This window comes from Streptomyces sp. AP-93, from assembly GCF_022808175.1.
GTDB lineage: Bacteria > Actinomycetota > Actinomycetes > Streptomycetales > Streptomycetaceae > Streptomyces.
The window spans coordinates 439,136-452,282 of the sequence record NZ_JALGBX010000001.1 but is presented as its reverse complement, the minus strand read 5'-3'; the positions used below and the strand labels follow the sequence as shown (position 1 = coordinate 452,282).

Below are 13,147 nucleotides of genomic sequence, written 5' to 3'. Positions count from 1 at the left end.
CCAGGCCGCTAGGCCTCCTTCGACGCGGTGGCGGAGCGGAAGGAGCGGACCAGGCTCCAGGTGAGGACCGGGCCCAGCAGGAGCGTCGCGTAGAACGCCGCCTCCATCTCGCCCAGCGCGAGGAAGACGGTGAGCGGGATCGACAGCACGTGGTCGGTGAAGGTCAGCCACGGGTCGGTCCGGGCGCCGGGTCCGGCCCGGAGCGCGCGCGGCAGCGCCCGGGCGGCGTAGACGAGCTGTACGGCCGCGAAGGCCAGCAGGATCCAGAAGAAGACGGCAGGTATGGTCACGCGGCCGAATCTAGGCCCTGCCCCCGCCCCTCCGCGCGGCGCCCCGTACCGAGGCGCCGCGCGGAGGGCCGAAGCCACGGCCCGGGGGGCGTCAGGAGGGAACGGCGGGGCTCAGGGTGTTCTCCGAGCGGCGGCCCGCCAGGTAGTCCGCGACGTTGGCGACCGTGGTGTCGATGATCTGGCCCACCGCGTCGTGGGTGTAGTACGCCTGGTGGGAGGTGACGACCACGTTCGGGAAGGTGATCAGCCGGGCCAGGGTGTCGTCCTCGACGACCACCAGGGACTTGTCCAGGAAGAAGAGCCCGGCCTCCGCCTCGTACACGTCGAGGCCCACCCCCGCGAAGCGCCCGGACCGCAGCTCCGTGACCAGCGCGTCCGTGTCCACCAGACCGCCGCGGCTGGAGTTCACCAGGATCGCGTCGTCCTTCATCGTCTTCAGCGCCTCGGCGCCGATGATGTGGTGCGTGGACTCCAGCAGCGGAACGTGCAGGCTGATCAGGTCCGAGGACGCGAACAGCTCGTCCTTGTCCACGTACTTCATGCCCAGCTCCACGCACGCCGGGTTCTGCGCCACGTCCCAGCCCAGCAGGTTCATGCCGAACCCGTGCGCGATCCGGGTGAACGCCTCGCCGATCTTGCCGGTGCCGAGCACGCCCACCGTGCGGCCGCGCATGTCGCGGCCCATCAGGCCGTTCAGCCGGAAGTCGAAGTCCCGCGTCCGGTTCGAGGCGCGGACGATCCGCCGGTTCACCGCCATGGCCAGGGTCCACGCGAACTCGGCCACCGAGTACGGGGAGTAGTACGACACCCGGCTGACCGTCAGGCCGAGCTGCCGCGCGACGTCCAGGTCGATGTTGTTGAAGCCGGTCGAGCGCTGGGCGATCATCTTCGTCCCGCCCGCCGCCAGGGTCCGCAGCACCCGGCCGCTCAGGTCCGCGTTGACGCTCGACGACACGATCTCGTACCCGGCCGCGATGGGGGCGGTGTCCTCGCTCAGGAAGACGTCGAGGCAGCGCACCTCGTGCTGTCCCGCGAAGGCCCTCTCGATGAGCGGCTTCTCGTCTCCCTGCACCCCGAATGCCAGGATTTCCACGTTCGCTCCCGTACTGCGCCAAAGAATCGGACCATGGGTCGTTTGTCACCTTACGACCCATGGTCCCGACCCGCCCTGCGGCCCAGCCGGGTAGCCGACCACTCAGCCGAAGAACACTCCGGCCTCCTTGTACAGCGCCGGGTCCACCGTCTTCAGCTTCGCCGTCGCCTCGGCGATCGGCACCCGCACGATGTCCGTCCCCTTCAGCGCGACCATCTTCCCGAAGTCCCCGTCGCGCACCGCGTCGATCGCGTGCAGCCCGAAGCGGGTGGCCAGCCACCGGTCGAACGCGCTCGGGGTGCCGCCCCGCTGGACGTGTCCGAGTACGGTCGTACGGGCCTCCTTGCCGGTCCGCGCCTCGATCTCCTTGGCCAGCCACTCGCCCACGCCCGACAGCCGCACGTGCCCGAAGGAGTCCTTCGTCCCGTCCTTCAGCACCATGTCGCCGTCCTTGGGCATCGCGCCCTCGGCGACGCACACGATCGGAGCGTAGCTCGCCTTGAACCGCGAGCTGACCCAGGCGCAGACCTGGTCCACGTCGAAGCGCTGCTCCGGGATGAGGATGACGTTGGCGCCGCCCGCGAGCCCCGAGTGCAGGGCGATCCAGCCGGCGTGCCGGCCCATCACCTCGACGACCAGCACCCGCATGTGCGATTCGGCGGTGGTGTGCAGCCGGTCGATGGCCTCGGTGGCGATGCCGACGGCGGTGTCGAAGCCGAAGGTGTAGTCGGTGGCCGACAGGTCGTTGTCGATGGTCTTCGGGACCCCGACGCAGGGGATGCCGTACTCCTCGTAGAGCTTCGCGGCCACGCCCAAGGTGTCCTCGCCGCCGATCGCGACGAGGGCGTCGACCTCGTACTTGGCGAGGTTCTCCTTGATCTGGCGGACGCCGTCGTCCAGCTTGAACGGGTTGGTGCGCGAGGAGCCGAGGATGGTCCCGCCGCGCGGCAGGATCCCGCGGACGGCGGGGATGTCGAGGGGGACGGTGCAGCCTTCGACCGCGCCGCGCCAGCCGTCCCGGAAACCGACGAAATCGTAGGCGTACTCCTGCACGCCCTTGCGCACGACACTGCGGATCACCGCGTTGAGCCCGGGGCAGTCGCCGCCGCCCGTCAGCACTCCGACCTTCATGGAATTTCCCTTCGCCACAGGGCCCGCTGAGGCCGCGGGGCCCGCATGACCGTCACGCTAGTGGTGACTCAGGTCACAGCAAGATGCCGGGAAGGGTCAATTCCGGGGGAATCGCGGGGCGTTGCGTACGCCCGTTCACTCGTACGAGCGGCTGCCTCGCCCCCTGCCCGCCTTACGCGTCGTCGAGGCCCCGCTCTATCGCGTACCGGACGAGCTCCACCCGGTTGTGCAGCTGGAGCTTGCCCAGGGTGTTCTGCACGTGGTTCTGCACGGTGCGGTGGGAGATGACCAGCCGTTCCGCGATCTGCTTGTACGAAAGCCCCTTGGCCACCAGCCGCAGCACCTCGGTCTCCCGGTCGGTGAGCTGCGGGGCCTTCGGCTCGTCGGAAGCGGCCGGCGCCGGGTCGGTGGCCAGGCGCCGGTACTCGCCGAGGACCAGGCCGGCCAGGCCCGGGGTGAAGACGGGGTCGCCGGCCGCCGTGCGGCGCACGGCGTCGATGAGCTCCTGGGCGCCCGCGGACTTCAGCAGGTAGCCGGTCGCGCCCGACTTCACCGCTTCCAGGACGTCGGCGTGCTCGCCGCTCGCGGAGAGCACGAGGACCCGCAGCGCCGGGTTGGCGCCGACCAGCTCCTTGCAGACCTGGACCCCGGGCATGCCGGGCAGGTTGAGGTCGAGGACCAGGACGTGCGGGGACGCCGCGCGGGCCCGGCGTACGGCCTCGGGTCCGTCGCCCGCGGTGGCCACCAGGTCGAAGCCGGCGGCGGACAGGTCGCGGGCCACCGCGTCCCGCCACATCGGATGGTCGTCCACGACCATGACCTTGATCCCGGCCAGGTCGCTCTGCCCGCCCGGCCCGCTCTGCCCGCCCGGCCCGTTCTGCCCGCTCTGCCCGCTCGACTCGTTCACTGGGTGCTCCCCCTCGGTACTTTCAGTTCCACTTCGGTGCCCTGCCCCGGGACGGACACCAGCTCGGCGCTGCCGCCGAGGTCGCGGAGCCGGCCCCGGATGGACAGGGCCACTCCCATCCGGCCCTCGCCCTCGGCCTGGTCGAGCCGGCCGGCCGGGATGCCCGGGCCGTCGTCGCGGACGGTCACGATCACCTCGTCGCCCCAGTCCTCGACCAGGATCCAGGCGCTGGCCCCCTCGCCCGCGTGCTTGCGCACGTTGTCGAGGGCGGCCCCGACCGCGGCGGCCAGCTCCCGCGCCGCGGGCACCGGCAAGGGCACCGGGGTGCCCGGTTCGGCGAAGCTCACCCGCGAGCCGGCGTGCGGGGCGAGGAGGGTCCGCAGATCGAGCTCGCCCTCCTCCTCGCCGGGATCCTCCACCTCGAAGGCGGCCACGATCGCGCCGAGCGCCTCGTCGCGGGAGATCCGGGAGGGGCGCGCCAGTCCGCTGGAGACCAGGGTGCGCAGCGCGACCTCCTGTTCGCCCGCCATCCGGCCCAGCTCGGCGGCCTCCCCGCCCAGTTCGGTGCCGCGCCGCTGGACCATGGCGAGGACCTGGAGGACCCCGTCGTGGATGTCGCGGGCGAGGCGTTCGCGCTCGCGGGTGGCGGCCTCGATCTCCAGGGCGCGGGCGAGGGTCGCCTCGCTGGCCCGCGCCACCTCGACGACGTAGCCGATGGCGATGGAGGCCACCCAGACCAGCAGCACGTTGTGCAGGGTGTCCCGGGTGGGCTCGCCGCGCTGCACGAGGTTGGCCGCGGCGACGAAGCTGGAGGCGAAACAGGCCCAGCGCCAGCCGCCCTTGATGGCGAAGGCGAGGACGGAGCCCGCGGTCCATATGGTGGGGAGCGTGGGGCCGCCGTCCACGATCCGCGCGTGGGTGTCCGCGAGCGGGGTGAGCAGGATCCCGACGCAGGCGACGGTGAGGTCGGCGCCCAGGAACCGCTTGGTGCAGCTGGCGGCGTTGGCCACCTTCGGGAGGGTGACCAGGGTCCAGCCCGCCAGGAAGGCGAGGTAGGAGGCCGCGATCCAGGGGCGGTCGAACTGCTTGTAGGCGGAGGCGAACAGCAGCGCCGCGTAGACCATGGTGAGCAGCCGATAGGCCGTCAGTGCACGCCACAGCGGCTGCTCGACCGACATGCGTACGACGCGCTCGCGCTTCGCCATCTCCCCCACCCCGTACGGGCGGTCCCGCCCGTGTGCTGCTACTTGTCGCTGTCCGCGGCGGCCGGGCCGGCCTTCTCCGCGCCCTCCGCCTTCCCGGCCTTCTCGCTCCTGGCGGCGGCCTTCTCCGCGTCGGCGATCTGGCGCTTGGCGGCCGTCGCGTAGATGTCGACGTACTCCTGGCCGGAGAGCTTCATGATCTCGTACATGACCTCGTCGGTCACCGAGCGGAGGATGAAGCGGTCCCCGTCCATGCCGTGGTAGCGGCTGAAGTCCAGCGGCTTGCCGATCCGGATGCCCGGGCGCATCAGCTTGGGCACCACCTTGCCGGGCGGCTGGATCTTCTCCGTGTCGATCATCGCGACGGGGATCACGGGCGCGCCGGTGGCCAGCGCCACCCGGGCCAGACCGCCGGGCTTGCCGCGGTACAGCCGGCCGTCGGGTGAACGCGTCCCCTCGGGGTAAATACCGAACAGCTCTCCGCGCTCGATGACGTCGATGCCGCTCTTGATGGCGGCCTCGCCGGCCCCGCGCGCACCCGAACGGTCCACCGGGAGCTGGCCGACGCCCTTGAAGAAGGCGGCCGTCAGCTTGCCCTTGACGCCCGGGGAGGTGAAGTACTCCGCCTTCGCGATGAAGGTCACCTTCCGGTCCAGCACGGCCGGGAGGAAGAAGGAGTCGGAGAAGGACAGGTGGTTGCTCGCGAGGATCGCCGGCCCCTCTGCGGGAATGTTCTCGAGGCCCTCCACCCACGGCCTGAAGGCGAGCTTCAGGGAACCGCCGATCGAGAACTTCATTGCGCCGTAGATCAACTCGAAAGCCTTCCTGTGTCTGTCGAACAGACCTTATCCCCTGGTCGTCCCCGGAGCCGTCCGACGACCCTGGTCGGTGCCACCCCCGTCGCGTACGGTGAAGTCACACAGCGCTACGCACCCCACACCCCCCTCGAAGGAGACCCTGGTGCCCGTCCTCCCTGGAGCCGAGCCGTTCCGCCACGAGGGCGGAAAGGTCGGCGTCCTCCTCTGCCACGGCTTCACCGGTTCCCCCCAGTCGATGCGGCCCTGGGCCGACCATCTGGCCGCGCAGGGACTGACGGTGTCGCTGCCCCTGCTCCCCGGGCACGGGACGCGCTGGCAGGACATGCAGCTCACCGGCTGGCAGGACTGGTACGCCGAGGTGGACCGCGCGCTGCGGGAGCTGCTCGACAGCTGCGATCAGGTGTTCGTCTTCGGGCTGTCGATGGGCGGCGCGCTGACGCTGCGACTGGCGGCGAAGCACGGGGACAGCATCAGCGGGATCGTCCTCGTCAACCCGGTCAACAAGATCCACGACCCGCTGGCCGTGGCCCTGCCGGTGGTCAAGCACTTCATCCGGTCGAGGCCGGGCATCGCGAGCGACATCGCGAAGCCCGGTACGGACGAGGTCGGCTACGACCGGGTCCCGACCCGGGCCGCGCACTCGTTGCGGAAGTTCCTGCAGATGCTCGACACCGAACTGCCGCAGGTGACACAGCCGCTGCTGCTGCTGCACAGCCCGCAGGACCACGTGGTGCGGCCGACGGACTCGACGCGGATCCTGGCGCGGGTGTCCTCGACGGACGTCACCGAGACGCTGCTGGAACAGAGTTACCACGTCGCGACGTTGGACCATGACGCGGAGCGGATCTTCGCGGACAGCTACGCGTTCGTCGGACGGCTGTCGGAGAGCTTGGGCAGGGAGGGGGCGGCCAGCGGTGGCTGAGCACGAGGAGTCGTCCGGGGGTGTTCCCCCGCTGGACGAGGAAGCGGCGTGGGCGGCGATCGTGGCCGGCTACGGCCAGGAGCCGGCGGATCCGCCGGGCGCGAGACCGTTCCGGCCGATCGAGAACCTCCTCCTGCCGGAGGAGGACGTGAAACCGGCGGCGGGCCCGGTGCCCCCGGCCGACCCGGCGAGCCCGGCCGCCCCGGAACCGCCTGCGGCGGCTCTGGGCAGCTCGGTGGTGTTCGCCCCGGGCGTGGGCGGCGCGGGGGCGGGGCCGCGGGACCACTCCCTGGCCGACCCCGACGACTCCCCCGGGACCGCGAAGGACGAGGGGCACTTCGTACCCCCGGAGCCGGAGCTGCCGGAGGCGGACACGACGTCGAAGTTCGCCTGGCTGGCGGTGGTGGGCGGACCGGTCCTGCTGCTCCTGGCGGTGCTGCTCCAGTGGGAGATGACCTGGTGGCTGACGACGCTGGGCGTCGGCGGCTTCCTGGGCGGCTTCGCCACGCTGGTCGCGCGGATGTCCACGGGCGATGACGAGGACGACGACCCCGGTCGGGGCGCGGTGGTCTAGCCCGAGGCCCTGGCTGCTCCGCCGCCGCGGCATTCCGCTACGCGGAGCCCGGACCGCTCCCGCCGTTCCGCTGTTCCGCTGTTCCGCTGCGCGGGCCGGTGGGCGGGTGCAGGTGGCCGGCCCTGCGGGGCGAAGTCCCCTACCCGCCCTTCCACCGTTCCCCGGGCGCTGCCCGGACCCGGTCCTCAAGCGCCGGACGGGCTGAAAAGATCGCCTCAAACGCCGGCGGGGCCGGGTTTTGGCCGGCCTCGGGGTGCACGTGCGCGCAGCGCTGCGCGCACCGCGGTGGATTGCCCGGGCTATTTCCAGCCGCCCCCGGCCCTTCCAGCCCCGTCGGGCACATCCAGCCTCGCCGGCGTTTGAGGCGCAGGGGTCCGGGGACTGGTCCCCGGCAACGGCGCCGCACACGGCAAGGGTCCGGGCACAGCCCGGGGAACGGGCGAAGGGCGGGTAGGGGACCCTGCCCCGCAGGGCCAACCCACCCGCACCCACCCACCGGCCCCAGCGACAGGCGGCCGTGGCAGCAGCACCGACCAGCCACCGCCGGACGGAGTCCGGCGCAGCGACGCGAAGCCCGCGCAGCGGTGCAAGCGGCGCGTCGAAAAGGTGCCCGGCGCAGCAGCCCGAAGCCCGCACAGCGGTGCGAGGGGTGCATCAAGAAGGGAGGGGTGCATCAAGAAGGTGCGGGCAGCCGGAGGGCGGCCAGGACCGGGAGGTGGTCCGTCGCGCGGGCGAGGTCCGCGGAGGTGACTCCCGGCAGCCCCTCGGGGACACCGCAGGCGAGGACCTCCACGCCCGCACTGGCGAAGACCGCGTCGATCCGCCGCGGCGGCGACGACCGCACCCACGTGTGCTCCCCACCCCACGGCGCCACCACCCGACAGTCCTGCAGGGCCCCCGCCAGCCGGCGGAAGGCCGCCCCCGACGGCCCCTCGTTGATGTCCCCCGCCGCGATCGCGTACGGCACGTCCATCCCGGCGAGCCGCTCCAGGAGCAGCTCCGACTGGGCCAGCCGTTCGGGCCCGTCCAGCGACAGGTGCGCGCTCAGCACCCCGACCCGGACCCCGCCCAGGCGTACGACCGCCGTGGCGAAACCCCGCCGGTGGCGGCCCGGCGTCAACGGCAGCAGGATGTCCTCGGTCCGCTCCACGAAGGCCCGTAGCGAACACAGGAGGAGCGGTCCCGCCGCCGTCGCGCCGCCCGACAGGACCACCAGGTCGCACTTCGCGGCCAGCCGCGCCGCGTGCTTGCGCCACCGGAAGAACCGCGGTGCCTCCTGGATGCACACCAGGTCCGGTGCGCAGGCGCGGATCACCCGCGCCAGCGCGTCCTCGTCGTCGCGCAGCGAGCGGACGTTGTAGGAGAGCACCCGGATCACGGCGGAACCATCGGCTTCGGTACGGGAGTTCTGCAGCTCGGCGCGTTCCTGTTCCAGTTCCATACCCGGCAACATAACGAGACTGCCCGCCGCACCCCAGGGGGCGCGGCGGGCAGTCCGCCGATACGGGTGGCCGCAGGGCTCAGCCCTGGCGCGCCAGGTCCGCCGCGCCGACCAGGCCGGCCTTGCCGCCCAGCTGCGCCGCGAGCACCTGCGCGTGCGGGCGCCACGCGCCGCCGATCAGCCAGCGCTTGAAGGACTTGCGGATCGGGTCGAGGACCAGGTCGCCCTCGTCCGAGACGCCGCCGCCGACGATGAAGGCCGACGGGTCGAAGAGCGAGGCCAGGTCCGCGAGGCCGGCGCCCGCCCAACGGGCCAGCTCGCGGAAGGAGTCGATGGCCACCAGGTCGCCGGCCCGGGCCGCCTCGCTGATGTGCTTGCCCTCGATGCCCTCGGGGGTGCCGTCGCCGAGCGCCAGGAGGGCCTTCGCGTTCTCGGGGGTGGCGTTGGCGCGCTGCTTGGCGTACCGGACGAGGGCGCGACCGGAGGCGTACTGCTCCCAGCAGCCCTGGCTGCCGCAGCCGCACAGCAGGCCGTCCGGGACCACCCGGATGTGGCCGAACTCGGCGGCCACGCCGAAGCGTCCGCGCCGGAGCTTGTTGCCGATGATGATGCCGCCGCCCAGGCCCGTGCCGAGCGTGATGCAGATGACGTCCTCGTGGCCCTGGCCGGCGCCGAAGCGGTACTCGCCCCAGGCGGCGCAGTTGGCGTCGTTCTCGACGACCACGGGCAGGCCGATGCGCTGCTCGACCTTGTCCTTGAGCGGCTCGTGCCGCCAGTTGATGTTCGGCGCGAAGAGTACGGTCGCGCGCTTGTCGTCGACGTATCCGGCGGCGCCGATGCCGACCGCGTCGATGGTGTGGCTGGCGCTGACCTCGGACACGGCGGCGCAGATCGCGTCCGTCACTCCGTCCGCGGTCGGCGGGGTGGGCACCTTGTACGTCTCAAGGATGGTGCCGTCTTCGTCGACCACGCCGGCCGCGATCTTCGTGCCGCCGATGTCGACGCCGATGGTGAGTCCCATTAGTCCCTCGGTTTCCGGTCAAACCCCGCCGCTGTCAACCGTACCCGAGGGAGGGCGGGGTTCAGTCGAGATCGATCCGCTCGGCCGGGCCGCCGTCTCCCTCGTCACGGGGGTCCTCTGCGTTCCCGGAGGCCTTCCCTGTGGGCCCGCTCCCCCGCCCGGGGGCCGGCTCGTCGCGCGTCCAGCGGCGCTCGTGGCCCTCGACCGCGGAGCGGTAGGCGGCGAGCAGCTCCGAGCCGGCCGCCGCGAGGTGGTCGAAGACCTCGGGGTTGCGTTCGACGACGGGTTTGGCGGCGGTCTTCGCCTGGTTGACGAACTGCCGTACGGCGCCCTGCGCGGCGACGCCGAACAGCGGGTTGTTCAGCGCGGAGACCTTGTCGGAAACCTTGTCCGCGACGGCCTCGAAGAGCTTGAACAGCTCCTCGGCGGCGGTCCCGGTGCCGGCGCCCGCGGAGGCGCCCTGCTCGGACCTGCGGCGCTCCCGCTCGGCGGCGAGGTCCTCGGCGCAGGCCTCGGCCCAGGCGTCGTCCCCGGCGGGATCGACGGAGGCATCGGTGGGGCGGTCGGTGGCCTCGCTCATGGCGGACTCTCCTGCGGCGGCGGCTGGGCGTGCGGTGCGGACTCCTGCACGGTGCGGACTCCCACACGGTACGGACTCCTGCTACCTCCGACGTTACCCGAACGGTGGTACGCCCCCCAGGGCCCCGGGGCCCTCCAAACCGCCGGCTACGCCTTCTCGCCGCTCCGGGGCCACAGGTCCGGGTCCGGGGTGAAGCGGATGCGGAGCTCGCCGTCGGCGAGGGCGGCCCCGGAGACCGTGCAGCGGCGCAGCGCGGCGGGCAGGGGAACGATCCTGCGGTACGGGCCCACCGTGAGCAGCAGCTCGTCTCCGCGCCGGACCAGGCCGAGCTCGCGCTTCTCGGCGCCGGGCAGCGGGACCCGCCAGAGCAGCACCCCGTCCTCGGCGATCCGGTCCTCGACGGCCCAGGCGGGGCGGGGCAGGGTCGCCGGGGCGGGGGCCGGGGCCAGCTCCGCGAGGTCCTCGGGGCCGTGCGGGTCGCGGCCCAGGTGGGGGACGGGGAGCACCGGAAGGCTCTCGTCCCCGGCCCACTGGGCGGCGTACTTCTCCTGCTGGGCGGCGAGTCCCGCCAGCCACGGGTCGGTGGATCCGGCGGGCAGCATCCGGTTGGCGACGAGCGCCGAGACGGGCAGCCGGTACAGGGCGAGCCCGAGCCTGCCCAGGCGCAGCGCGGCGTCGGCGGCGGGTCCCGGCTCGGCGACGAGCCGTACGGAGGTGGTGGGGGCCTCCAGGACGTCCTGGACGGCCGCGAGGTGCTCGTCCCAGCGGGCGGCGGCCTCGTACAGCCACTGCGCGGGCATGGGGACACCGGCGAGCTGGGCGAGTACGGGGCGCAGGGCGCGGGCCGCCTGGCGCTCCGCGGGGAGCAGCCGGGCGAGGTAGCGGCGGAGCTGGGCGGGGAGGGCGAGGGTGGTGATCGCCTGGTGCAGCGGGGGCAGGTCGACCACCACGAGGTCGGTGCCGGGCTCGTCCGCGGCCCGCCGCAGGGCGCGGAGCAGGGCGAACTGCTCGGCGCCGGGCAGCTCGGTGATCTCGTCGGCGTGCAGGGGGCGGGCGCCGAGCATCCCGAGCACCGCGGAGCCGCGCTCCTGCAGCTCGACGAGCTCGCGCCGGAACTCCTCGCCGGAGTCGACGCGGGCCACCTCGAGCGTGCCTTCCGCGGCCACGGGCGGTTCGCCGGGGCCGGCGCAGAGCAGGAGCACCCGGTGCCCTTGCCGTGCGGCGGCGAGTGCGGTGGCCGCCGCGACGGTGCTCCGCCCGGCGCCGCCGGGGCCGGTGACGAGAAGGGTGTGCATGCTGCTCCTTGCTCCGCGTGTGCCTGGTGGCCGCCGCCAGCCTGCCACGCCCCCTTCGGCCGGGGCCGGCCGGTACGCGCGCAGCCCCGGCTGCGGGTGTGCCGCTGCGCGGGGCGAAGTCCCCGACCCGCCCTTCGCCCGTTCCCCGGGCGCTGCCCGGACCCCCCTGGGGCTCCGCCCCAGACCCCGCGCCTCAAACGCCGGCGAGGCTGGATACGGCTGACGCCGGCGAAAATCCAGCCCCTCCGGCGTTTGAGGAGCGGGGGTTCGGGGGCTGGCCCCCGGCAACGGCGCCGCACGCGGCAAGGGTCCGGGCAGCGCCCGGGGAACGGGCGAAGGGTGGGTAGGGGACCCGCCCCGCAGGGCCGACCCAGCCGCACCCGCCCACCGGCCCCCGCCCCAGACGGCAGTGGCGGCAGCCCCGACCGGCCACCGCCGGACGGAGTCCGGCGCAGCGGCGCGAAGCCGGGGAGGCCCCCCAGGGGCCGAGCCGCGCGAGCGGCGCATCAAGAGGAGGCGGGGTGGCTCTCCACGCGCTTCTTCAGGCCGGCCAGCGCCCGGTCGATGATGACCTTCTCCGCCTTGCGCTTGATCATGCCGAGCATCGGGATCTTGACGTCCACCGTCAGCGAGTACGTCACCTCGGTGCGCGCACCCCCCGCGACCGGCGCCAGCTGGTAGGACCCGTCGAGCTGCCGGAGCATCTGGGACTTGTCCAGCGTCCAGCTGACCGTGTTCTCGGCGGGCCAGGTGTACGCCAGCGTGTGGTCGTCCTTGATCGCGCCGGCGTCGAGCAGCAGGCGCACGAGGGAGGCCCGGCCGACGTCGTCCTTCGCCAGTACCTCGGCCTCCTTCACCTCGCCGGTCCACTCCGGGTAGCGGGCGAAGTCGGCGATCACGGCCATGACGTCGGCCGGGGACGCCTCGATCATGATGCTCGAGCTGGTGTGTTCCGCCATCGCGGTCGCTCCTCCGGGGGGAGTTCGAGGAAGTGTGCGGACGGTTCTGGGCCGCCGCGTGAAGGCTATCGCGCGTCAAGACCTCACCACTCCAGGGCCCACGGCCTTCCCGTGGCCGCGAAGTGCCCGACGTTCACGCACTCGGTGGCGCCGATCCGCATCCGCCGGGCGAGGGGCTGGTGCACGTGGCCGAAGAGCGCGTACCGGGGCTTCATCCGGCGGATCGCGGCGAGCAGCGCCCCGCTCCCCCGCTCGAAGCGCCGCGCCACGGTGTCGTAGCAGAGCTCCGGCACCTCCGGCGGGATGTGCGAGCACAGCACGTCGACCTCGCCCAGCGCCTCCACCTTGGCCGCGTACTCCTCTTCGGGCACCTCGTAGGGCGTGCGCATCGGCGAGGGCAGTCCGCCCCCGACGAAGCCGAAGACCCGGCCCCCGATCTCGGCCCGCTGCCCGTCGAGCACGGTGAGGCCGGGGCCGGCGTACTCGGGCCAGAGCCCGGGGACGTCCACGTTTCCGTACGTGGCGTACGTGGGCCGGGGGAAGGCGGCGAACATCTCGGCGTACTGGCGCCGGACCGCACCCTCGACGAGCCGTTCCCGGTCCAGGCCGGCCCAGAGTCCGCGGGCGAAATCCCGGGCCTCCTCGAAACGGCGGGCGGTGCGCAGTTCGACGATGTGGTCGGCGTTCTCCACGCCGAAGATGTCGGGGAAGATGCCGCGCGAGTGGTCGGCGTAGTCGAGGAAGAGGACGAGGTCGCCGAGGCAGATCAGCGCGTCGGCGCCTTCCCCGGCCCGCGCCAGGGCCTCGGTGTTGCCGTGGACGTCGCTGACGACGTGGATCCGTGTCCGGTTCTTCGTTCCACTCATAGAGCCACCCATGCGGCCACCCTAGGGGCGCTTGGCCACCGCGGGTAG

General features: G+C 72.9%; 14 protein-coding genes. 2 read left to right on the top strand and 12 right to left on the bottom strand.

Features of this window, described 5'->3' with window-relative positions; all coding sequences use genetic code 11:
• Positions 1–8: 8 nt before the first annotated feature.
• From MTF69_RS02155 to MTF69_RS02130, 6 genes are all read right to left on the bottom strand, one after another.
• Entirely contained in the window at positions 9–290 is a 282-nt protein-coding gene (locus MTF69_RS02155; protein ID WP_243330088.1) for a hypothetical protein, read from the bottom strand.
• 91 nt (positions 291–381) lie between these two features.
• Positions 382–1,383, bottom strand: a complete 1,002-nt coding sequence (locus MTF69_RS02150; protein ID WP_243330086.1) for a 2-hydroxyacid dehydrogenase — start codon at positions 1,381–1,383, stop codon at positions 382–384.
• A gap of 102 nt (positions 1,384–1,485) precedes the next feature.
• Positions 1,486–2,514, bottom strand: a complete 1,029-nt coding sequence (locus MTF69_RS02145) for a 6-phosphofructokinase (protein WP_243330081.1) — start codon at positions 2,512–2,514, stop codon at positions 1,486–1,488.
• Between the two features lie 172 nt (positions 2,515–2,686).
• Positions 2,687–3,331 carry a response regulator transcription factor gene (locus tag MTF69_RS02140; protein ID WP_243330446.1) on the bottom strand — a complete coding sequence of 215 codons (645 nt, stop codon included), beginning with the start codon at positions 3,329–3,331 and terminating at the stop codon, positions 2,687–2,689.
• An 86-nt stretch (positions 3,332–3,417) separates the two neighbouring features.
• A complete protein-coding gene (gene macS, locus MTF69_RS02135; protein WP_243330079.1) occupies positions 3,418–4,626 on the bottom strand; it encodes a MacS family sensor histidine kinase in 1,209 nt (402 codons plus the stop codon).
• Between the two features lie 38 nt (positions 4,627–4,664).
• Complete coding sequence (locus MTF69_RS02130) at positions 4,665–5,420, bottom strand: lysophospholipid acyltransferase family protein (protein ID WP_374322003.1); 756 nt, start codon at positions 5,418–5,420, stop codon at positions 4,665–4,667.
• A 163-nt stretch (positions 5,421–5,583) separates the two neighbouring features.
• Between MTF69_RS02130 and MTF69_RS02125 the strand changes: the two genes are divergently transcribed.
• On the top strand, positions 5,584–6,363 hold the full coding sequence (locus MTF69_RS02125) for a carboxylesterase (protein WP_243330075.1): 780 nt from the start codon (positions 5,584–5,586) through the stop codon (positions 6,361–6,363).
• The gene (locus MTF69_RS02120; RefSeq protein WP_243330073.1) at positions 6,356–6,937 is read left to right on the top strand and encodes a hypothetical protein; all 582 of its coding nucleotides are present in this window, start codon (positions 6,356–6,358) and stop codon (positions 6,935–6,937) included. Before MTF69_RS02125 ends, MTF69_RS02120 begins: the two co-directional genes overlap by 8 nt.
• Positions 6,938–7,610: 673 nt before the next feature.
• Here the strand turns inward: MTF69_RS02120 and MTF69_RS02115 are convergent.
• The 6 genes from MTF69_RS02115 to MTF69_RS02090 all read right to left on the bottom strand — a co-directional run bounded on the left by MTF69_RS02115 (position 7,611) and on the right by MTF69_RS02090 (position 13,099).
• Positions 7,611–8,378 (bottom strand): endonuclease/exonuclease/phosphatase family protein, encoded by a 768-nt coding sequence (locus MTF69_RS02115; RefSeq protein WP_243330071.1) that lies wholly within the window; start codon positions 8,376–8,378, stop codon positions 7,611–7,613.
• A 79-nt stretch (positions 8,379–8,457) separates the two neighbouring features.
• The gene (locus MTF69_RS02110; protein ID WP_243330069.1) at positions 8,458–9,399 is read right to left on the bottom strand and encodes an ROK family glucokinase; all 942 of its coding nucleotides are present in this window, start codon (positions 9,397–9,399) and stop codon (positions 8,458–8,460) included.
• Positions 9,400–9,460: 61 nt separating this feature from the next.
• Positions 9,461–9,979 (bottom strand): DUF5304 domain-containing protein, encoded by a 519-nt coding sequence (locus MTF69_RS02105; RefSeq protein WP_243330067.1) that lies wholly within the window; start codon positions 9,977–9,979, stop codon positions 9,461–9,463.
• 146 nt (positions 9,980–10,125) lie between these two features.
• Positions 10,126–11,274 (bottom strand): ArsA family ATPase, encoded by a 1,149-nt coding sequence (locus MTF69_RS02100; RefSeq protein ID WP_243330064.1) that lies wholly within the window; start codon positions 11,272–11,274, stop codon positions 10,126–10,128.
• Positions 11,275–11,780: 506 nt separating this feature from the next.
• Positions 11,781–12,233, bottom strand: a complete 453-nt coding sequence (locus MTF69_RS02095; RefSeq protein WP_243330063.1) for an SRPBCC family protein — start codon at positions 12,231–12,233, stop codon at positions 11,781–11,783.
• 83 nt (positions 12,234–12,316) lie between these two features.
• Positions 12,317–13,099, bottom strand: a complete 783-nt coding sequence (locus MTF69_RS02090; RefSeq protein ID WP_243330062.1) for a metallophosphoesterase — start codon at positions 13,097–13,099, stop codon at positions 12,317–12,319.
• Positions 13,100–13,147: the final 48 nt, after the last annotated feature.